The sequence below is a fragment of the Bacillus mycoides genome (assembly GCF_001757995.1).
Classification (GTDB): Bacteria; Bacillota; Bacilli; order Bacillales; family Bacillaceae_G; genus Bacillus_A; species Bacillus_A mycoides_B.
Genome location: NZ_LXLV01000020.1, coordinates 170,880 through 191,305, shown reverse-complemented (window position 1 = coordinate 191,305; position 20,426 = coordinate 170,880). Strand labels below are relative to the sequence as shown.

Here is a 20,426-nt window from a genome sequence, read left to right as displayed (position 1 = left end):
TATTTAATTATTAGCACCACTATACGACACATGCCGTTTCTCAATCCGTTCTTCGATTTCTTTCATATTTTCTTTATTACTTAATAGTGATTGTTTATTTTCTATTAATAATTGTTTGAAAGATTTTCTCACTTTTTTTCTCATTGTTAGTTTCCTCCTTAACGATTACAAATAACTTATCAAAGGATGGTTTATTTAAAAGATAAGTAATTATCTGTGTAGACTTATAATAATTGATTGTTGTGAACTCCATTTGAACTTCATATGAAAACTAAGTTTATATTCTGACAACTTTGTGAACAAAAAAAGAAAGATAGATCAAAAATATATTTGATCTATCTTTCCATACCCTTTAAAGCATATTAATCAATATTTCAGGTCTTCCCCAATTCATTTCGTCGCAAACGAATCGTAGTTTTTCTTCGTTCATTGTGTGTAACCCTTCTTCTAACAAGCATGAAATTGGAACTTCACAATGAATTTGCGCTAATTGTAAAGAGATATTTAAGTTCTCTAAATCACTTTCAATTTTTGTACGCTGTGCTTTCGTTAATGATGCTATATTTTCTAGTACTGCCGATACTGTACCATGTTCTTGAATAAGCTTATACGCTGTTTTTTCACCAATACCTTTTACACCTGGATAATTATCACTTGTATCTCCCATGAATGCTTTTGCATGGACAATTTGCCAAGGTTCTACACCTTTCTCTTCCATGATTTTCTCCGGTGTATAATACTCATAATTTCCAATTCCTTTACGAAGAAGCATAACTGTAACGTTCTTTTCAACAAGTTGAAGTAGATCTGTATCTCCAGTTAAAATATAAACTTCCGCTTCGTTACAATATTGTTTTGCAAGTGTACCGATACAATCATCCGCTTCATAACCTTTCATACCGATGACTGGAATAGATAATTTCGCAGTCATTTCTTGCACTAAATCAAATTGTGGAATTAATTCTTCCGGCGGTGCTGCACGATTTGCTTTATAATTCGAGAACGATTCTGTTCTAAATGTCGTACTTCCCATATCCCAGCACGTTACAATGTGTGTTGGCTCAATTGCTTGTGTTGCCGTTAATAAATGCTTCATATAACCATGAATCCCATTCGTTGGGGTACCATCTTGTCTCTTCATAAATTGTCCGTAGACACTTGTTGCGTAAAAAGCACGAAATAATAGTGCCATACCATCAACTAATAATACTTTTTTCATAATACCTCTCCTACTAACAAAAAATAATAACCTCACGTTATCACGTAAGGTTATATATAGATTACCATTCTACGTTTTTGTTCAACTTTGTCTATTATACATTGTTTTTGTATATTTAGCATCATTAACACATTAAGACATTCTACCGCAACAAGTATGAAGTATTCCTGAATACGTATTTTTACCTGTCGAAACAACTACAGCCTTTGCAGTTCCGCCAACAATATACGTACCTTTGAAACATACATTTTCAAGTTCAAGTGGATTATAGTCTTTCATCCGTTTTAATGGAATAAATCGTTTACGTTCTAGATGATAGCAGCTTTCAAATTTCTCAATACTAGCATCGTTTCCTGTCAGCATAGATTCATTCACTAATAAATCATTTGCATAAATAATACGTACATCTGCTGGTACTGTATCGCCCTCTGAAAGAAAAATCATATCCCCAGGTACAAGCTCTTGTACTGGTAGCTTCATCATTTTCAATTCATGGTTTAGCCCTGTTAGGCTAGATACTTCTACTCTAGAAACAGTAACTGTTTCACATTGTAATTCATCACTCACATTTTGTTTTGACAGACCTGGGATCATTTCACTTAGCTTCATCATTACTTCCGCAATACGTGCTCTTTTTGAAGTTAATTCATTTCGCCCATATACTTGAATACGTTTTTGTGCCTCTTTCATAGATAGCCCGTCTCTTGTTGTTTTAAAATACGCAAATACAGATTTTACATCTCTTGTTGCGATTTCAATTAATAGATCTTTATTCTTTTGAAGCATTGTTTGTTCTTTCATTGCTTTTTTACTTAATTTATAAGTAGTGTTACCCACACTTTTATTTACATATAACATATTATCGTCTCCTCCTTTAAACATAGGAAGAAACGCTTTGTTTCTCAATTTATCCACTTTACCGTTAAAGTGTCTAGCGCTTAAATACTCGAATAAACGCTACATTATGATAAATATAGAGGGAGGAACAAGTCGTTTCCTGCCTATATCATATATTTTTGATTTAAAGCATATGGGTAACGGAACCGAGTCAGAATTTGACATGCTCCTCACCTCCTCTTTTATTTTTTAGTTATAATCTATACTATGAAATTACTCATAGCTTGGTAACAAAAAAGACCTTTACTCATAAGAGAGCAAAGGTCATTGCATACACAAATAAACGATTCCTAATATAATTAGAAATCTATGGACCTCTCCCTCACCGAGTTTTAGCACTGTATAGCATAGGTTCATTACCAGCTACGTTAAGAAAAACCTTAATTCGATCATTCCTGTTGACCCATTGGCGTCTCTCGACATTTTTGGGCAGTAGCATTTCTCTATACAGGAGCCTCACCTAACAGAGACTTATTTTATTACATAGAAAATGTTACTCTTATTTAAAATAGATGTCAACACTTTGTATGGAAACTTTTCCTTATTACAACAACTATCTCTAGTGCAGTACACTAATACGCATCCCGCTCAGCATTCGGCTACATAAATTAATTGAGCACATATTGCAAAAAAATTAGCACATGAAAAATAAAACCCTTACGTTAAAATGTAAGGGTTTTAATATGTTACACAACCAGCAATTACAATTCCGATGGAAAGTGATAAAAACATAAGGAAAAGACCAACTGCTTGATTATCTTCTTCAAGGCTTTTATTAATATTAAAACGTGGTGTGAGCCATTCTGCTAAATAAAAGACAATAATTTGAGCTAATATCCCAACAGCTCCCCATGAAACCATATCAAGAATTGAAATAGAATTAGCAGCCGTTGAATATAAAACAATAGCAAGACCAAGTAGTCTTCCTCCAAGTACATAGCTTACCGCTTTATTCCCTTGAGCCATTAACTTAAATTCCTTAACTTTCGTTGTCACTTCCATAAGAAAAAGACCGATACATAAAAGTGCAAGTGATACTGCTAAATATAGTAAAAAATTAATCATTTATTTTCCTCCTTCTTAATACCTACCGGTAAATAATACGATTCATTTCCCGTAATTTTTTCTCCGGCACGTATACCGATGCTGCTCGCTTTTCCAGCAATTAAAAACGCCCCAAACACGTACGACAACTTCTCAATTCCTTTTTCAGTTTCCAAAAATACAACTGGAAGCTCTGTATATTTCTGAAATATAGGAAGTGACGATTTATACGTTTCATGTGCATTTCGAATCATAATGTTTGTATCTTTATCACGAATCGTAATCGTGTCACCTTCTCTACCGAACGAAGGTTTTTGAACGAAAGGACTTTTCCCAAAAAACAAATCTGGCTCTAAATATGTAGGGAGCATGTATTCTTTAATCCACTTTTGTTCCTCACTTGTGTAATAAGCACCTTCTTCTGCTAATCCCCAAATAAGACATTGAATTGATTTTGGCTGAAGTAAAAAGGCTGATAAAGGATTTAAAATAAAAAGCTTTCCTTCCTTTACAAGTTGCAAAAGTTCTACTCCGACCATATCCCCCGTGTCAGGATCTTGATCCTCAATCAAATCTTCAATCGGATATGTTTGACGATACAAAACATCAATTGGTACACCCTCTCCGTCCACTAAAGCATCGTCTGTAATTCTAAGCTCTGACATTGGCATCACTTTATTTTTAATGTGACATAACTGACTCAAATACATTGTCGTATTCCAATCTTCTATATGTTCATGGTGAGCTGTGAAAACGACATTTGGATCCTCTATTCCTTTTGCAGCCTCTATTACGGCTTTTGTAATACCAGAAGAAAGTAAGCGCTCTTGATTTGCATTTGGATTATCATAATCAAGTTCTTTACAAACTTTTCCATTCATTTGAAAGCATTCCACAATAAAAGTTGGAGTGTCACTATTAAACTCAAGCATTTTAATATGATTATCACCTGTTAAAGCAAAATCAAATCGTGAAATAACAGATTCAGGATACATTCCTTTCAGTCTAATAAAAGGCAAGCTTGCAGTTGGAAAACCGAGTTCAAGAAGCTGTTCATTAGATAAATTCCGAAGAATTCTAGCAGTCTTAAAAAATATTTTCCCCATTCTTTCAGTTGCTAATTGCAATTGTTTCATCGTTTGCTCTGTTATTGGAAAAACATGAAACAAACTATACTCACATTCATATAAATCCGACCAGAAATGAGGATAATTCGAATAAAATTCTTTTCGTTTCTTTATGTATTGCGACATATTTTAACCTCCAAATCCACCTTTTGAACCGCTTCCAATTCCACCTTTAAATTCGGCCGAAGATTGATAAGTTTTAAACTCTGATGAATTTTTGAAAGTAGATTTATTTTGATAGTATTTACCACCATAAAAGTAATGTCCACGATAACCTGAACTACTATCATCACACTGCCAAACACCAAGTTCATCATCCCAATCCCAATCAGAACAACTATTATCATTCGGTTCGGGGGGAATATCTTGCGCGCAGCCAAATAAAGTGCCCGTCATTAAAGATGTCAGGACACCACCTACTAGCCATTTCGTTTTTGTCACCTTTGCACTCCCCTTTTTAAATTATATTTCTATTATATAAGATGTCATGATAAAGTAGAAGAAAAAGGAAGAAGAGGGATAAAATGCGATTGGAATATCGGCTCAATGATGAAACTAACGGGTATCCAGCTTTATGGAACTACGCAAATATTTCTAATTCTGAAATTGTCGCGCGCATGACTTGTGAATATTTTATAAAAGATGGAAATACATATATCGTTACTGCAACTTCAGTAGATCCAGACGGGACAGCAGTTTTATATATACAAAAAGAAGTTTTTTTCAACGACCCTTCAGATCCTACATACTCGCACATAGGTTTTGAAATTAGGGAACTAAAGGAAGCAAGCTCAATTATGATAGAAAGTAAAGATGTTTGGAATTACGAGGACATCTTACCCTCTCTCCATTCAGATATTATATATATTCAACGGGATGGAATACATTTGGAATTCACCCTAGATTCAAGAGAAATTGATGAAGACCGCAAATGCTATATTTATTATGGGAACTTTACAGGTAAATCTAGATAACATGAGCATATTTATTCAACAAAAAAACCTTACGTATAAAACGTAAGGTTTTTTATATAGTCCCACATATGCCGTTATCTATAGATGTCCATAAACCTGCTCTCACAGGTGGATGTTCTCACAAATGTTTGTAACTTCCTTCTTAAAAAGATGGCCTGCTATCTACATTTAAATATTGAACTTCCATATTATACTTATTGGTTTAAGACATACACAAGCTACGTACACCGTAGGAATTTTATACACTGTTAGTTGAAATAAGACCCCCGCAAGTGCCGTCTCTCGTAAATGTCCAAAAACCCGCTACTCGCAGGTGGATGCCCTCACAGCTACCGTATATCTTCCTCCACAAGGAAGGCTTGATAATGGTCACTAAATATTGAGCTTCCGTAAAACTAACATCGGTTTTAGACATAAATAAGTTACGCACACCGCAGGATGTATTATTTACTTGTCGTTATATTATCACATTGTTTCCAATGTGTAAAATATAATATTTTTGAAGCAATCTCTTGCTTGTGACCTTATTTTAATACAAATTATTTTTGCATGCAAGTGATTAATCTTCTTCTTTTGCAATTTGATTTTCTGGATAAGAAATCCAATCACTCCAGCTACCTGTATACAATTTAACATTTTGAAAACCAGCTAATGTTAATGCAACTATGTTCGGACACGCTGTAACACCAGAACCACAATATACGATTGTTTCCTTCTCTTTATCAAGATTTTGGAAACGCCCTTGCTGTTCCTCTTCGTTTTTAAAGTGTCCCGATTCTAAAATCCCATCTTTCCAAAAATAGTTTACTGCCGTCGGAATATGCCCTGCCTTCGAATCAACGAGCTCTTCCACACCAGCATAACGTTTTGGTTCCCTAGAATCAATTAATGTCATATTTGCACCTGCACGAATTTTCCCTCTCACATCTTCCATCGTTACAAGCATATTTTCTTGTATTTCCGGTATAAAAGGTTTTCGTGCAATAACTGGGATATTCGGCGTTGTGTGTAATCCATTCTCTTTCCAAGCTGGAAATCCACCGTCTAATATATACACTTTCTCATGTCCTACATAGTTTAATAACCACCATAAACGAGAAGCCATTGCACCAGCTTGACTGTCATACGCAATCACTGTCGTATGTTCATCAATCCCGGCCTGTGAAAGCTTGTCTGCAAACTGCTCTATATTTGGTAATGGATGGCGACCACCATGCTCTATTACAGAACTTGATAAATCTAAATTTAAATCAAAATATAACGCATGAGGAATATGTTCTTCCTCATACTTCTCTCTACCCCAATTAGGATTCGCTAAATCAAATCGACAATCGATTATACGGACATTCTCATCTTCTATATGCTCACGTAACCATTCGACTGTAACAACCATCTTTAACGACCTTCTTTCTCTTGCAAACGACCTACATACTCCATAACCATATCTTTTGTAACAAGTTTACGCTGCAGTGCAACGCCATTTTTTGCAAGATCATTAATTTGCTTTGTTACAACATTAATAACATCAACCGAAAATTCTTTCCCATTTGATGCAAGTGATACCGCCGATTCAATAGCTGCTTCACGCTGCGCATCTAATTGTAAAAATGCTTTTACAATTTCGTTTTGTTTACGAGAATGTGCTGTAATTGCTTTATGTACTTCCATCTTCTCTTCCCCCTAAATAATTTATACTTATTTGTTTAATTTCATTGCAAGCCGAATCATATCACGACATACAATTCCATTTTCAATAATCTCTTCTTCATAATGCTTCGAAAAGTAATCAAAATCAATAGAAAAAATACGAAATCCACATTTTTGATATAACGCAAGTTGTGAAATGCTAGAATTACCTGTACCAACTTCAAGCTTATACATATTATATTCTTTAGCTTTTTCTATTGCATGCAACAATAACCCCTTACCAATACCTTTTCCTTGCATATGTTCTACAACCGCAATATTCATAATTTCCATTGTCCTTGGTCTTGTTTCCAAAAGCACATATACACCGATTATTCTTTCTTCTTGTTTAGCTATATACGTAAACCCTCTCTGTACATATGCATCAATTTGGCTTTCACTTGGATCAGCAAGGAGCAATAAAGATTTCGGTATAGCTTCTTTCGAAATACGCTCAATTACAACAGACATAAAAATTCCCCCTTCCCTATTGTTCTAAACCCCCCTTGTCTACCATAGATAATAGAAAGGAGGGATTCACCTTGGACAACAATGAGAAAAAATGCAACGTCATCTCTATTGATGGAAAGAAAAAGAAGAGCGACACATATTCCTATCCAAAATTAGTAGTAGAAAACAAAACGTATGAATTTTCTTCATTCGTCTTATGCGGTGAAACACCAGACGGCAGACGCTTAGTTCTTACCCATATGATTTCTACTGATGAGTTTGCAGGGTTTGTAAAATCTTTAGATACTGTACTACAAAAGAAAATTGAACGAATCTTTTTTTCATAACGGCTATTTAATATAAATTTCTTTTTCAATTTCTACTAACTGCTTTTGTAGCTCTTCTTTACTTTGTTCATATAGTGATACATCAATTGTTTCAGCTAACGCGAATAATATACTTTCATAATAATTCTCAACATCTTGCTGCATCACTTTTTGGAATAGGTTCCATTTTGCATCCCACTCTTGCTTATAATGATGAACGAATAAATCTTCTTCATCAGCTACATAGTTTGATACGAAAGGTTCTAACACTCCTTTAGCGTCTTCTTGCATAAAAGCTTTATCATTTTTTTCAAAAAAGCTTTTTTCATTTTTAAAATGTGCTAGTGCCTTTTTAAAATCTTTTATTTCTATTGAAGGAAACGGCTCTTTATGTGTAATAACTTTATATTCATAATCCACTGTTCCACCCATAGAAATCGATTCATTTTCCACTTTGCAATTCACAACAATTTCATCCTTTGCACGCTTCATCGCTTCATCTATCCATTTTTCAAGACGTAATGATGTCGCACGCATTTCTTGTAATAAATCATGTTGAATAAATGAAACTAATTCCATTACACATTGTTGCAACTGCATTTTCACATTCCCATCTGTTCGTAACGACGCCGGATTAATAAATTCAGTAAACACATCGTTATAGCGTAAAAATAGACGTTGGTGTACATAGTAAAGCAATTCTTTCACTTCATTTTGCATTGCTTGCTCTTCAGCAAGTACACTATATGATGAAATAATATGAAGTAGCTGATTACGCTCTGCTTCATATTTTTTTGTTTGCTTCTCTTTCTCATCATTTCCCTGCTTTGCGCCGTTTATCATATTTACAAGAAGCTGATTCACTCCTTGCAGTGCACCATACAAAGCATGCACAGATACAAGCATTAAATCCCTCATCATAAAGGACGTAAATGATTCTTCAAACTTAGCAATCCCAGAGTTTTGTAAAATACCATACTTTTCTTTATCAATACTTTTCCCTTGCTTTTCTTCAAGCGCACATAAACTTGAAATTGCAAATAAACGTGGATTTCTAATACCGTATTGCAAGAGCTGATCCGCAATATAACCTTTTACCATTTCAAGTTCTTCTTCGGATTGTGCTAAATCGGCAGCATTTATTAAGAAGAACATTTTATCAAGTGCAAATGTATCCTTTACACGACCGAGCTGAATTAAAAACTCACGATCTGCACGAGAGAAAACATGATTATAGTATGTTACGAATAAAATAGCATCTGCGTTTTTAATATACTGGAATGCAACATCCGTATGGCGAGCGTTAATAGAATCCGCCCCTGGTGTATCTACAAGAGCTACTCCTTGCCTTGTTAAAGCACAATCATAATAAAGCTCCATATACTCAACAAAGCATGATTTTTCTTCATTAGCTACATAATCAGAGAACTCCTCTAACGTAACTTGTACTTGTTCCCCTAAATGATTAGCAACTGCCTCATATCCTTTTTGTACCGCTCGTAAAAAGCTAAATGTTGTTTTTTGCTTCCCGCTTGGTGAAGGGTATTTCATAATTTGATCAATTTTCGTTAACGCTTCTTCCAATGTAGCAATTTCATAGTGAAACATTTTATAAACAGCTTTCATATCTTCTAACAGTGCTTGCTCTGACTTAAACTGAACCATTACCGTTCCATGTGGTCTCTCTTCTGTAACTGGCAAAATTTGATTTATTGTTGCTGTCGTTGGGTTTGGCGATACAGGAAGTACCTTTTCACCGAGCAATGCGTTAGCAAATGATGATTTCCCAGCACTAAAAGCTCCAAATAACGCTACTGTAAATTGCTTCGTTTCTACACGCTGTCTTTTTCCAACTACTTCTTGCTGTAAATGTTTCAGTGTAGGTAATGGATCTAATATCGTTTCAGCTTTCTTCACTTTTTCTAATATACGCTGAATATTTAAAGCTTTCGTTCCTTTAATCTCTTCTTCACTAGCCGCTACGTTATCATTTACAATTTCTTGCTCTTGTAGTGTAAACTTCTCACTAACAACTTGTTTTTTACTTTGTAATATTTCGTCTATTTGCAATCCATCTGGTATAGAAACATGTTCATTCCAAATATCTCCTAAATAGCTCTCATATTCCTCATACGTCTTAATATATTGTAATTTCGTTTCTTTTGCTGTTTGTAACATCGTGTATTTTTCAAGTTCTTCTTCAATACGAGCAATCTCTATCTTCACTTTCTTCTGCAATATATCCGTACTTTTCCCAAAGATTTGCTGAGATTTCATAAAGTATCTTTTCTTTAACTCATTTGCAACGTCAGCAGTATAAAGAAGTAAGTAATCACCGGTAAATCCAGCTCCTTGTTTAATTGTTTCAGCCAACACTTCCGGTCCGAAAGCAATCTCTAACGCATATATGTCTTTCCCTATTTCCTCTGTAAATAACCCTTCTTCTTTTAAGAAGGCTACAATAAATTCTTTCACATGAAAATCAAGTTGCGTTTCAACAGTCTTTTGAAGAGCAGAATAAAAAGCATCTACACGTCTCTGTTTTTCTTGTTCCGTCTTTCCTTTCGCAAATAACAAACCAACTTTAAACTTCGTTAATTTCGTCTCTAAATATTCATTTGCCAATTCTCTCATTTCAAATGGCATTAAATACGCGTTATCTAATATGGCTTGTAAACCTTTTATAAATTCATTTCTCACATCAGATTCTTTACTAGCCGCGCTATTTTTATTTTCAGTTAACTCTTCCTTTTTTTCAACTATCTCTGAAAGTGACAATGGTGATGTTAATTCTTCTTCATATTTCATGAGATGTTTTTCATTTTCAGAAAGAATAAACGAACAATGTTCTTGCAGTAAATATTCTGTTTCTCGCTCCATTCCCTTTCTTACATACTGCTCTTTTTCTTCCATAATAGAAGAAATTAATGCTTCTAATCTTTGAATTTCATTGTACGGATGGTTCATCATTCGTAACGATGTATAAAAAATACCATCTACCTCGATATCCCAGTTAGAAAAAGACTGTTTTACACTTTCTCTATATTCTTCAAACGATAACTCATTTGCTTTATGTTTATCTATTTGGTTTACAACGAGATAAACCGTTTTATTACGTTGTTTCAATTCTTTAACAAATTGTAAGTTAACCTCCGATTGGACATGGTTATAATCCATCATATAGAAAATAACATCTGCTAGATGCAGTGTTGATTCTGTCGCTAATTGGTGAGCATCATCCGTAGAATCAATTCCGGGCGTATCAACTAACATAACCCCATCAGGAATTGGCGCATCATTTCGATAAATATGAACACCAATTACTTCCTCACCATCTTTACAAATTTGTTTTAATTCTTCTGCTGAATATGCACCGTCATATTCATACTGTTCTCCAGACTTAATCGTTACAACAACTCGATCAGATCCTCTTTCAATTTTAACGACGTTAGCACTCGTTGGAATCGGACTTGTCGGTAATAATTGCGCTTTATATAGGTGATTCATCATTGTCGATTTCCCCGCAGAAAAATGACCACAAAAAGCTAGCATAAGCTGCTCTTGTTTATATTTTTGAATCACTTCAAACAACTTCAAACTATTCTCTGCATCGCCGTTTTTTTGCCACTCTTCATAAAAACAAACAAGTTTTTTCATACCGTTTGTCTGTACTATGTTTGTCATCCCCTTGTTCCCCTTTATCCAAGATGTATATACTTTATCCCGCTATTTGTGGGCAGTAACAGCCCGTTTCGTGTGGGCTAATAATCAGCGAGGGATAGACCTCCCCACTGATTAAAGTTTCACTTTATTATCATACTAAATTTTCAGCATATTCACATCAAAAATAAAAAATCCCTTTCATTCTTTTTACAGATGAAAGGGATTTTATGTAATATTATTCATTTTGTTGTTCCTACTCCATTTAATACATACTTTGTAACACCAACATATATAGCAATCGTTCCTGCAACAAGTGCATACACCATATTAACACACCAACCTTTTTTGATAATGATTATCACTTTTGAATACATTTTATCATTAAAGAGAATCATTATCAACAATTTTCTAAAAAAGAAAGCTCCTTCGGGAAAAGGAGCTTTACTGCCTGTTTTAAAGAAGTTTAAAACTTGCTGTGCACTCTTATTATATCTCATAACACACATCTTAACAGTTTTAAAAATTGGAAATAACCTATATACCCTCCCCTTTACATTTTGTATAATAAAAGGGAATTACTTAATAAGGAGGAAAATAATGACACAAAATTTTTCACAAGGCGAGAGGGTACACTCTATCGATATTATTAGAGGAATAGCTGTACTCGGTATTTTTCTTGTTAACTGGCCAGTTATTGCCGGAGTTGACTCAAGTGAAATTTCAGGAATTTACGAAGGAGTAGACAGCTACATCCGCCTATTTTACGATATGTTTATTCAAACGAAATTTTATACTATTTTTTCGTTTTTATTCGGATTAGGTTTTTATATCTTTATGAATCGTGCTGAGGCGAAAACAGATCGTCCAAAAACTTTGTTTGTTCGCCGTCTTCTCATTTTATTATTATTTGGTTTCTTGCATTACGTTCTTTTATGGGATGGAGACATCTTACATACTTATGCAATCACTGGGTTTTTCTTATTGTTATTTTATAAGAGAGAACCTCGTACTATTTTGATTTGGGCATTAGTTTTACTAAGCATTTTTCAATTTTTAATGCTAATTACTAGCATCGGAATTGCCTTAATGCCAAGAGATGAGCTAGGACTCTCCTTACCAATCATGCCATTAGAGGACTGGATGTTACAAATACAAAATCGTTTCCATGCGTTTTATTCTGAAGCAATTGGGCTAAGTGCATTCATGCTTCCAGAAACAGTTGGATTATTTTTGCTTGGTTTATATGCTGGCAAAAAAGATATTTTCCGCCGCTCAAAAGAATTAGATCCAAAACTAAAAAAATGGCAAATTATTATGTTCGTTTTAACATTACCAATGTGGTTCTTTATGGTTCGTTATTTCTTGTCAAAACAACCTTATGATCCGATTTACATGAGTGCCTTTACAATGTTTAGCGGAAAAACATTATTCATCTTCTACATTTTCACACTCATGCGCTTATTACAAAAAGAAAGATGGCAAAAATTATTACGCCCATTCCAATATGTCGGACGAATGGCGTTAACAAATTACATCACGCATACAATTGTTACGTTACTTGTATTCGGTCTATTTTTCAAAAATTATTATCCCGCTCCATTATGGGTCGGACCACTATTTTGCATCGGTTTCTACACGCTACAAATCTTCATTAGCCGCTGTTGGCTTTCTCGTTATCAATACGGGCCACTTGAATACATTTGGCGCCTTGGTACGTACGGTAAGATGATGCCACTTAAAAAGAAAAGCAAGGTCTCGTAATGAGACCTTGCTTTTTTACGCTTCTCTTACTGCACTTTGCATCGGAACTGGCTCTTCTTTTACTTTCACTTTACGCTGCGGCACCATATTAAATACAATATTTAAAAGTACTGCTGATGCACTTCCAAGTACAATTCCGTTATCAGTTAAAATACGAATGTTTTCCGGAAGCTGTGAGAATAATGTTGGAACGACTGTAACACCAAGTCCGATTCCGACAGAACATGCAACGATTAGTAAATTCTCTTGTTTTCCAAAATCAACACTGCTTAACATTTTAATGCCATACGCCATGACCATGCCGAACATTGCTAACATCGCACCGCCAAGTACTGATTTCGGAATAATTGTTGTAATGGCTGCGATTTTAGGAATAAACCCAAGAGCAATTAACATACCACCACAAGTATAGATAATAACGCGATTTCTTACTCCAGTTAATTGAACAAGGCCTACGTTTTGAGAATATGTTGTGTATGGAAATGCGTTAAAAATACCACCTAGAACCATTGCTAATCCTTCTGCGCGATAACCTTTTGTTAATTCTTTTTCACCGATCTTTTTATTGCAAATATCAGATAATGCAAAATATACACCTGTTGCTTCCACAATTCCTACGCAAGCAACGAGAATCATCGTAATAATTGGCGTTAATTCAAATGTTGGTGTACCGAAGTAAAACGGCTGAATACCGTGGAACCAATCTGCCTCTCCAACCGCTTGCAAGCTTACTTTCCCCATAAATGCTGCAACGATTGTACCGAACAAAAGACCAAGTAATATAGAGATTGAACGGATAAATCCGTCAAAGAAACGATACATAATAATGATAAATAATAAAACACCAAATGCTAAAGCTAAATTTTCTAAACTTCCAAAATCTTTGCTTCCAACTCCTCCAGCCATATCATTAATAGCTGCCGGAACAAGTGTAACCCCAATGACTGTAACGACAGATCCTGTTACAACAGGAGGAAACAGTTTTACAAGCTTCCCAAATAATTTCGCGAAAATAACAACAAATAATCCTGCAGCAATAATTGCTCCATATATAGAGGACACGCCGTATTGTTTACCAATTGCAATCATCGGTCCCACCGCTGTAAATGTACAACCAAGTACAACTGGAAGCCCAATACCGAAGAAGCGATTTGATAATGCTTGTAAAATCGTTGCAACGCCGCACATTAATAAATCAATGGATACTAAATACGTTAATTCTTGTTGATTTAAACCAAGTCCCCCGCCGACAATAAGCGGAACAATAATTGCTCCAGCGTACATTGCAAGCATGTGCTGAATGCCGAGCGATGCGATTTTAAATGGGTGCTGCTTCATCGTTAGTTCACCTCCGCAGTTTCTTGCTGTACAAATGTAACTGTGCCGTTATCAAGTGATGCAATTTCTGCTAGTGATTCAACACGAACTCCCTGTTCACGCAGTTTCTTTCCTCCATCTTGAAATGCTTTTTCAATAACAATGCCAATTCCCGCAATACTTGCCTCGGCTTGCTCTACTAAACTCATTAAACCTAAAGCAGCCTGACCATTTGCTAAAAAGTCATCAATAATTAATACATGATCATTTTCATCAATATGATTTCGAGATAATGAAATCTCGTTCGTTTCTTGTTTTGTAAATGAGTATACTTTCGCAACATACATATTATCTTGTAACGTTAACGATTTACGCTTTCTTGCAAAAACTACTTTTACACCAAGCTCTAAAGCAGCCATAACCGCTGGCGCAATGCCTGAAGATTCAATCGTCACGATTTTTGTAATGTTCTCTTCTTTAAAACGCTTAGCAAATTCTTTTCCGATTTCTTGCATAAGTACTGGATCAATTTGATGATTTAAAAATGCATCTACCTTTAATACATCACCAGATAAAACCTTTCCTTCGTTCAAAATCTTTTCTTGTAATACTTTCATGTTAGTTCCTCCTCTTATGCAAATAAAAAACTCCAAAAGCCGCCACCACTCGTTACAAGTGAGAGACGTGCTTTTGGAGTTTCGCAAAAAAGAATGCTAAACAAGCAAATATATTCGTCCTCACTCATAGTCAAAGTATTTAAGGTACTTCGGTAGAAACTTGCAGGCCATATCCCCGCGATTATATGAGTGTAGCTAACTTATTTATTTATAGAAGGATTATAACGCACTTTTTTCACTTTGAAAAGCATTTATCGAAAAAACACGTACGAATTTTATGAAAACACCGTTTTCGTTCGAGTTTTCCCAACTTTCACATTTCATATTACAACGTCGTTAATATGATAGGACCATCCTTCGTAATCGCAATTGTATGCTCATATTGTGCAGATAATTTCCCATCCATCGTCCGTGCAGTCCATCCGTTTAAATCTACTTTAGAATATCGCATACCGGCATTTACAATAGGTTCAATTGTAATTACCATTCCTTCTTGTAGCTTAGGCCCTTGCCCTGGTTTACCAAAATGAAAAATTGCTGGTTCTTCATGAATCTCTTTACCAATTCCATGTCCCGTAAAATCTCTTGCGACAGAAAAACCTTCAGCATTTGCATAACTTTCAATTGCATGGCCAATATCTCCTACATGATTACCGATTACCGCTTGATCAATCCCTTTGTACAATGCACTCTCAGCTACTAACAATAACCTTTTTGCTTCATTAGAAATATCGCCAACTGTATATGTCCATGCCGAATCCGAAAGCGCACCATTTAAGTTTACTACCATGTCAATCGTCACAATATCTCCTTCACTTAAAGGAACATCTGTTGGAAACCCATGACACATTTCATTGTTCACAGATGCACATATTGCGTATGGATAATCGTTATACCCTTTCTGTTCGGATCTGGCACCATGCTCTTCTAAATATACTTCAACAAACGTATCAATTTCTTGTGTAGTGATACCTGGTTTCAGCATTTTTGCAATTTCTCTATGACAAGAAGCTAGTAACTTCCCAGATTCATGCATCAAATCTATTTCATTTTTCGTTTTAATTGTAATCATACTACCTCTCCTTACTAAACTTGCTATTTGCTACTAAACTTCAATCATACACATCCTCTTCCAAAATTTCAAAACTTCTAATTACAACAAGTACAAAAACAAACATCATTTATTTCTACATCAAAATAAAAAAAACAGAAGCCCCCTTCTGTTTCTTAATCATTTTTACATATATAGTTCATTTTCAAAAACTCAAAACAACTGCCATTCGTTTTTTGAATAAACGTTCCAACTGCTTCGAACCCTGCTTTTTTATATACTTTGATTGCCCTTTCATTAAATGTCGCTACTGATAGTGTTATATAGTTACAACCATATTTTTCTTCACTAAAATCTAGTCCAGCTTTTACGAACTTTAAACCGAATCCATTTCCAGTTATATTAGGTCTCATTCCTAGTCCGATATCAACCGTTCGACTATTTATTCTGCAAAAGCTAAAAAAGCCAATAAGAGTACCATTTTCCTTCACAGCAAATGTGTCGTCCCCTCTACTCTCATCATGTAAAAATTCAGCTAAATCCTCTTGATCTGCCTCTATATCATAAAAAGAATACTCCCCTTCATAATGCCAGTTGTATGCAATTTCTTCTGCTTCCGCTTGCGACATTACTGTAAACATATAGCCCATTTCTCTCACTCCCTCATAAAAAAGAGCTGCAATTAAGCAGCTCCTGTTTTATAACTCATAAATCTCTTTATATTTAGCTTCTAAATAATCAGCTAAGTAGTTTGCATTTAAACCTTCACCTGTCACATCTTTTAAAATTTCAAGTGGTTTTTTCGTTTTGCCGTATTGGTGAATATTCTCTGTTAACCATTCACGAATTGGTGTCACGTTTCCTTCTTCTAATAATGCATCAAAGTTTGGAATATCCTTTAGCATCCTATGTTTAAATTGCGCTGCATACATATAACCAAGCGCATAAGATGGGAAATATCCAAATGAACCACCAGCCCAGTGAACGTCTTGTAATACACCTTGTGCATCATTCTCTGGACGAATACCTAAATAAGTTTCCATCTTATCATTCCATGCCGCTGGTAAGTCCTTTACTTGTAGTGTGCCATCAAATAATTCTTTCTCCAGCTCATAGCGAACCATAACATGAAGCGGATATGTAAGTTCATCGGCTTCTATACGGATAAAGGATGGTTTTGATTCATTAATCGCATCATAAAACTCGTCTACTGATACGCCGTCAAATTGACCGTCGCTATATCGTTTTAACAAACCATAGTTTTTCTTCCAAAACGACTTATTACGGCCAATGAAGTTTTCAAAGAATAACGATTGTGACTCGTGAATTCCCATTGATGTTCCACTGCAAAGCGGTGTTCCTTCTAGTTCCTCTGCAACATTTTGCTCATATACAGCATGACCACATTCATGAATCGTGCCGAAAACAGCCATACGGAAGTCCTTCTCATCGTAACGAGTCGTAATACGAACATCCCCTCTATTTAATGTAATTTCAAAAGGATGTACCGTTTCATCAAGACGACCCGCTTCAAAGTTATAGTTCAATTGTTTTAATAACTCTAAAGTAAAATTCTTTTGTTTTTCTTTTGAAAAATGTTCGGATAAAGCATTTGTTTTTAATTCTTTTTTAGACTCAGAAATTTCTTTCACAAGCGGAACGATACGTTCACGTAGTTGACCAAATACGTGATCTAACACTTCTACTGTGATCCCCGGCTCATACATGTCTAATAGCGTGTTATATTTGTACGTTTCGTAACCCCAATATGTAATAAACTTCTTTTTGAATTCAACAATTTTTTCTAAATACGGACGGAACATTTCGAAGTCAGATTTTTCGCGAGCTTCTTCCCATACACTTTCCGCTTTCGCTTCTAATTTCACATACGCTTCATATTCTGCTTGTGGAATTTTCTTATTTCTATCATATTCTTTACGACACTCTTCAACCATTTTCTTTGTCGTTTCAGAAAGTTTATTTTCAACAATTAAAGATTCTAGTTCAGTTAAATAGTTCCCCATCTCATCTGAAGTCGACATCGCAAACACTTCGGATGAAAGCATTCCAATTACTTCTGAACGCTGGTCTACTCCTTGCTTTGGTGCACCTGTTCTTAAATCCCAAAACATTAAGCTCAATGCTTCTCCATAATTCTCTATCTTCTTCACATATGCTAAAAATTGTTTTTCTACTTCATATGTAGCAACTGTCATAGTATAAAAAACCTCCTTTTTCTACCTCAACCTTATTTCGACATTAAAACATAAATTCCTTTTCTAATAGAAAAAAAGCTTGGCAAGTGCCAAACTTTTCCCTACAACATTTTTTCGCTTAAAGTACTTTTCCTTCTACCGGAAGCACTTTCTTCACTGCTTCTATCACTTTTTCATCTTCATTATCTGATAAGAATAATGATATAGCACCTTTATCTTCACTTGTACGAATTAAACGTCCAATTCCTTGACGAAGACGTAAAATCATATACGGTACATCTACATCCCAGAACGGATCATTTACATGTTTACGTTTCGCTTCAAACACAGGATCGTTTGGAGGGAATGGTAATGACCAAATAATAACGTGTGATAATGATGAACCAGGAATATCTAAACCTTCCCATAAATGCACAGCACAAAGTACAGTCTCTTCTTCATTTTGGAAACGAGAAACTAGCTGACTAATTTCCTGATCCCCTTCATATAAGAACGGAACCGACATTTGCTCTTTACTTACATACTCTTTGAACGCTGCAAGTTCTTGCATTGTACGGAATAATACAAGCGTACGTCCATTTGTTTTTTGGATATTTTCAAGTGTATATTGACACTTTCTTTCCCATTCATTTTCTTTCGTATGTGATAGTAAGTTTACTGTCATTTGCTCTTCATAATCAAACGGTGAGGCAACTGAGAATGATAAGTAATCTTTTACCCCTAGACTATTTGCAGTAAATGCGAACGAATCATTGTCAGATAATGTCGCAGAAGAGAAAATATATGGAATCTTCTTCGAGAATACTTTTTCTTGTAACACTTCTTCAACTGCACGCGGCATAATAACTAACGTGAAGGCACCATCACTTTCTTCACCCCACGTAATTACATTTTTCTCGTGCATGAAAAGACGAAGTGAATGCTCTAACACATCTAAATGCTCATCAACGATATTTAAATCGTATGTGTTTACTGTATGCATTTCACTTTCAAATACTAATGCATCACCGACTTCACCGATTTTCGCATAAAGTCTTTTCGCTTCTGCAGTTACCTTTTCTGTCACAGTAATTTCTAAACGATCAGAACCTTCAATTTCCTTTTTATTCTCTTGTAGTACCCCAAAGAATTGTTCAGTTTGCCAAATTGTTTCTTCTACTAAATGTGCGAACTCTTCACGAATATCGTTTTGTAATAATCTCGTTAAAAGTTGCTCCATCATCGTTTGCTTTAAACGGTATGTTAAAGCTTTTTGCGCTGCATACTCTACAAGATGTCCTTCATCGAATACAACGCAGCTACTTTCTGGTAATAACGGAATTTGCCCTTCACGTTTACGTGCATCATATGTCCAAATATGATCCATATAGAAGTCTTGAGAACAAATAATTAAATCTGCAGCTTTACGATAATGTTCACGAGAAAGTGTTTGACCACAACGATGACGAGAATCACAAGTGAAGCAATCTTGGAAGTAATCCCAGTTTACCTTTGACCATTCCTCGTCATTTAACAGTGGAAATTCTTTTCGATCACCATAGTGAGTAAAGTTCTGCATCGTACCATGATCGAATACGAACTGAGGTAATTCGTAATATACATCTTCAATTACTTCTGGAGCTCGTCCACTCATAACATCTTCAAGTTTACGCAAACATAAATAATTATCCATTGATTTTGCAAGTCTAACATCAACAGATAGCCCTAATGCTTCAGATAACTTAGCAATGTCTCCTTCTTCTTTCACAAGCTGCTCAATTAACGTTTCATCTGCACAAGCGATAATAGCTGGCTTCCCTGTATAACGTGCATAACAAATTGCATATAGAAGATATACAATTGTTTTCCCTGTTCCTACACCTGCTTCTGCAAACATAACTTTCTTCTCTTGGAAAGCGCGCTCTAACTGAAACGCCATAAAAATCTGTTCATCACGCTCTTCAAAGCCTTTTTCCGGAAGAATGTCGTAAAACACATCTCCAATCCACTCATTCAACTTATCGTAAAAATTATCTTGTTTTCCTACTTCAAATGGTAACCTATTCTCAGTAAACATCCTTAGCCTCCAACCAAACAGT

General features: G+C 35.2%; 20 protein-coding genes, 2 other RNA genes and 2 riboswitches. Of the genes, 3 read left to right on the top strand and 19 right to left on the bottom strand.

Annotated features, from left to right (window positions below; translation table 11 throughout):
- Positions 1–3 precede the first annotated feature (3 nt).
- The 6 genes from BWGOE10_RS07800 to BWGOE10_RS07775 all read right to left on the bottom strand — a co-directional run bounded on the left by BWGOE10_RS07800 (position 4) and on the right by BWGOE10_RS07775 (position 4,728).
- A complete protein-coding gene (locus BWGOE10_RS07800; RefSeq protein ID WP_002158534.1) occupies positions 4–144 on the bottom strand; it encodes an FbpB family small basic protein in 141 nt (46 codons plus the stop codon).
- Positions 145–352: 208 nt separating this feature from the next.
- A complete protein-coding gene (locus BWGOE10_RS07795) occupies positions 353–1,219 on the bottom strand; it encodes a 5'-3' exonuclease (RefSeq protein ID WP_070141571.1) in 867 nt (288 codons plus the stop codon).
- A gap of 132 nt (positions 1,220–1,351) precedes the next feature.
- A complete protein-coding gene (locus tag BWGOE10_RS07790) occupies positions 1,352–2,077 on the bottom strand; it encodes a cation-transporting P-type ATPase (protein WP_070141570.1) in 726 nt (241 codons plus the stop codon).
- A gap of 348 nt (positions 2,078–2,425) precedes the next feature.
- A riboswitch (M-box (ykoK) riboswitch) is annotated at positions 2,426–2,591 on the bottom strand.
- Positions 2,592–2,794: 203 nt separating this feature from the next.
- Positions 2,795–3,181: a DUF350 domain-containing protein gene (locus tag BWGOE10_RS07785; RefSeq protein WP_002117799.1), complete on the bottom strand. Its 387-nt coding sequence runs from the start codon at positions 3,179–3,181 to the stop codon at positions 2,795–2,797.
- Positions 3,178–4,413, bottom strand: coding sequence for a glutathionylspermidine synthase family protein (locus BWGOE10_RS07780; protein ID WP_070141569.1), 1,236 nt, complete (start codon positions 4,411–4,413; stop codon positions 3,178–3,180). The genes BWGOE10_RS07785 and BWGOE10_RS07780 overlap by 4 nt, the downstream gene beginning before the upstream one ends.
- Positions 4,414–4,416: 3 nt before the next feature.
- Positions 4,417–4,728: a hypothetical protein gene (locus tag BWGOE10_RS07775; RefSeq protein ID WP_070141568.1), complete on the bottom strand. Its 312-nt coding sequence runs from the start codon at positions 4,726–4,728 to the stop codon at positions 4,417–4,419.
- Between the two features lie 83 nt (positions 4,729–4,811).
- Between BWGOE10_RS07775 and BWGOE10_RS07770 the strand changes: the two genes are divergently transcribed.
- Entirely contained in the window at positions 4,812–5,261 is a 450-nt protein-coding gene (locus tag BWGOE10_RS07770; RefSeq protein ID WP_070141567.1) for a hypothetical protein, read from the top strand.
- A gap of 55 nt (positions 5,262–5,316) precedes the next feature.
- Here BWGOE10_RS07770 and ssrS (BWGOE10_RS07765) read toward each other — a convergent pair.
- From ssrS (BWGOE10_RS07765) to BWGOE10_RS07745, 5 genes are all read right to left on the bottom strand, one after another.
- Positions 5,317–5,500: non-coding RNA, 6S RNA (ssrS, locus tag BWGOE10_RS07765), on the bottom strand.
- 21 nt (positions 5,501–5,521) lie between these two features.
- A non-coding RNA gene (gene ssrS / locus BWGOE10_RS07760) (6S RNA) lies at positions 5,522–5,704 on the bottom strand.
- Between the two features lie 116 nt (positions 5,705–5,820).
- Positions 5,821–6,654 (bottom strand): sulfurtransferase, encoded by an 834-nt coding sequence (locus BWGOE10_RS07755; RefSeq protein WP_070141566.1) that lies wholly within the window; start codon positions 6,652–6,654, stop codon positions 5,821–5,823.
- A 2-nt stretch (positions 6,655–6,656) separates the two neighbouring features.
- Positions 6,657–6,929 (bottom strand): YpbS family protein, encoded by a 273-nt coding sequence (locus tag BWGOE10_RS07750; protein WP_070141565.1) that lies wholly within the window; start codon positions 6,927–6,929, stop codon positions 6,657–6,659.
- Positions 6,930–6,956: 27 nt separating this feature from the next.
- On the bottom strand, positions 6,957–7,418 hold the full coding sequence (locus BWGOE10_RS07745) for a GNAT family N-acetyltransferase (RefSeq protein ID WP_070141564.1): 462 nt from the start codon (positions 7,416–7,418) through the stop codon (positions 6,957–6,959).
- 71 nt (positions 7,419–7,489) lie between these two features.
- Here BWGOE10_RS07745 and BWGOE10_RS07740 point away from each other — a divergent pair, with 71 nt between their 5' ends.
- Positions 7,490–7,744 (top strand): DUF3931 domain-containing protein, encoded by a 255-nt coding sequence (locus BWGOE10_RS07740; RefSeq protein WP_000369740.1) that lies wholly within the window; start codon positions 7,490–7,492, stop codon positions 7,742–7,744.
- A gap of 3 nt (positions 7,745–7,747) precedes the next feature.
- Here the strand turns inward: BWGOE10_RS07740 and BWGOE10_RS07735 are convergent, their stop codons facing one another.
- Both BWGOE10_RS07735 and BWGOE10_RS07730 read right to left on the bottom strand, forming a co-directional pair.
- Positions 7,748–11,407, bottom strand: a complete 3,660-nt coding sequence (locus tag BWGOE10_RS07735; protein WP_070141563.1) for a dynamin family protein — start codon at positions 11,405–11,407, stop codon at positions 7,748–7,750.
- 218 nt (positions 11,408–11,625) lie between these two features.
- Positions 11,626–11,883 (bottom strand): hypothetical protein, encoded by a 258-nt coding sequence (locus tag BWGOE10_RS07730; protein ID WP_002149265.1) that lies wholly within the window; start codon positions 11,881–11,883, stop codon positions 11,626–11,628.
- Positions 11,884–11,983: 100 nt separating this feature from the next.
- Between BWGOE10_RS07730 and BWGOE10_RS07725 the strand changes: the two genes are divergently transcribed.
- Positions 11,984–13,147 carry a DUF418 domain-containing protein gene (locus tag BWGOE10_RS07725; protein WP_070141562.1) on the top strand — a complete coding sequence of 388 codons (1,164 nt, stop codon included), beginning with the start codon at positions 11,984–11,986 and terminating at the stop codon, positions 13,145–13,147.
- 15 nt (positions 13,148–13,162) lie between these two features.
- On the opposite strand, the gene pbuX is transcribed toward BWGOE10_RS07725, so the two are convergent.
- The 6 genes from pbuX to BWGOE10_RS07695 all read right to left on the bottom strand — a co-directional run bounded on the left by pbuX (position 13,163) and on the right by BWGOE10_RS07695 (position 20,404).
- Complete coding sequence (pbuX, locus tag BWGOE10_RS07720) at positions 13,163–14,485, bottom strand: xanthine permease PbuX (RefSeq protein ID WP_002135328.1); 1,323 nt, start codon at positions 14,483–14,485, stop codon at positions 13,163–13,165.
- A 2-nt stretch (positions 14,486–14,487) separates the two neighbouring features.
- Positions 14,488–15,081, bottom strand: a complete 594-nt coding sequence (locus BWGOE10_RS07715) for a xanthine phosphoribosyltransferase (protein ID WP_070141561.1) — start codon at positions 15,079–15,081, stop codon at positions 14,488–14,490.
- A 107-nt stretch (positions 15,082–15,188) separates the two neighbouring features.
- Positions 15,189–15,290: riboswitch (purine riboswitch) on the bottom strand.
- A gap of 116 nt (positions 15,291–15,406) precedes the next feature.
- The gene (locus BWGOE10_RS07710; protein WP_070141560.1) at positions 15,407–16,153 is read right to left on the bottom strand and encodes a type I methionyl aminopeptidase; all 747 of its coding nucleotides are present in this window, start codon (positions 16,151–16,153) and stop codon (positions 15,407–15,409) included.
- Between the two features lie 155 nt (positions 16,154–16,308).
- Positions 16,309–16,782 (bottom strand): GNAT family N-acetyltransferase, encoded by a 474-nt coding sequence (locus tag BWGOE10_RS07705; RefSeq protein WP_070141559.1) that lies wholly within the window; start codon positions 16,780–16,782, stop codon positions 16,309–16,311.
- A gap of 48 nt (positions 16,783–16,830) precedes the next feature.
- The gene (gene ypwA, locus BWGOE10_RS07700) at positions 16,831–18,348 is read right to left on the bottom strand and encodes a carboxypeptidase (RefSeq protein ID WP_070141558.1); all 1,518 of its coding nucleotides are present in this window, start codon (positions 18,346–18,348) and stop codon (positions 16,831–16,833) included.
- Between the two features lie 118 nt (positions 18,349–18,466).
- Complete coding sequence (locus tag BWGOE10_RS07695; protein WP_070141557.1) at positions 18,467–20,404, bottom strand: ATP-dependent DNA helicase; 1,938 nt, start codon at positions 20,402–20,404, stop codon at positions 18,467–18,469.
- Between the last annotated feature and the right edge of the window lie 22 nt (positions 20,405–20,426).

Excerpts from the sequence above, each read along its gene's own strand:
- BWGOE10_RS07800 (WP_002158534.1), bottom strand. The coding sequence starts at position 144 with ATGAGAAAAAAAGTGAGAAAATCTTTCAAACAATTATTAATAGAAAAT.
- BWGOE10_RS07795 (WP_070141571.1), bottom strand. The coding sequence starts at position 1,219 with ATGAAAAAAGTATTATTAGTTGATGGTATGGCACTATTATTTCGTGCT.
- BWGOE10_RS07790 (WP_070141570.1), bottom strand. The coding sequence starts at position 2,077 with ATGTTATATGTAAATAAAAGTGTGGGTAACACTACTTATAAATTAAGT.
- BWGOE10_RS07785 (WP_002117799.1), bottom strand. The coding sequence starts at position 3,181 with ATGATTAATTTTTTACTATATTTAGCAGTATCACTTGCACTTTTATGT.
- BWGOE10_RS07780 (WP_070141569.1), bottom strand. The coding sequence starts at position 4,413 with ATGTCGCAATACATAAAGAAACGAAAAGAATTTTATTCGAATTATCCT.
- BWGOE10_RS07770 (WP_070141567.1), top strand. The coding sequence starts at position 4,812 with ATGCGATTGGAATATCGGCTCAATGATGAAACTAACGGGTATCCAGCT.
- BWGOE10_RS07755 (WP_070141566.1), bottom strand. The coding sequence starts at position 6,654 with ATGGTTGTTACAGTCGAATGGTTACGTGAGCATATAGAAGATGAGAAT.
- BWGOE10_RS07750 (WP_070141565.1), bottom strand. The coding sequence starts at position 6,929 with ATGGAAGTACATAAAGCAATTACAGCACATTCTCGTAAACAAAACGAA.
- BWGOE10_RS07745 (WP_070141564.1), bottom strand. The coding sequence starts at position 7,418 with ATGTCTGTTGTAATTGAGCGTATTTCGAAAGAAGCTATACCGAAATCT.
- BWGOE10_RS07735 (WP_070141563.1), bottom strand. The coding sequence starts at position 11,407 with ATGACAAACATAGTACAGACAAACGGTATGAAAAAACTTGTTTGTTTT.
- BWGOE10_RS07730 (WP_002149265.1), bottom strand. The coding sequence starts at position 11,883 with ATGAGATATAATAAGAGTGCACAGCAAGTTTTAAACTTCTTTAAAACA.
- BWGOE10_RS07725 (WP_070141562.1), top strand. The coding sequence starts at position 11,984 with ATGACACAAAATTTTTCACAAGGCGAGAGGGTACACTCTATCGATATT.
- pbuX (WP_002135328.1), bottom strand. The coding sequence starts at position 14,485 with ATGAAGCAGCACCCATTTAAAATCGCATCGCTCGGCATTCAGCACATG.
- BWGOE10_RS07715 (WP_070141561.1), bottom strand. The coding sequence starts at position 15,081 with ATGAAAGTATTACAAGAAAAGATTTTGAACGAAGGAAAGGTTTTATCT.
- BWGOE10_RS07710 (WP_070141560.1), bottom strand. The coding sequence starts at position 16,153 with ATGATTACAATTAAAACGAAAAATGAAATAGATTTGATGCATGAATCT.
- BWGOE10_RS07705 (WP_070141559.1), bottom strand. The coding sequence starts at position 16,782 with ATGGGCTATATGTTTACAGTAATGTCGCAAGCGGAAGCAGAAGAAATT.
- ypwA (WP_070141558.1), bottom strand. The coding sequence starts at position 18,348 with ATGACAGTTGCTACATATGAAGTAGAAAAACAATTTTTAGCATATGTG.
- BWGOE10_RS07695 (WP_070141557.1), bottom strand. The coding sequence starts at position 20,404 with ATGTTTACTGAGAATAGGTTACCATTTGAAGTAGGAAAACAAGATAAT.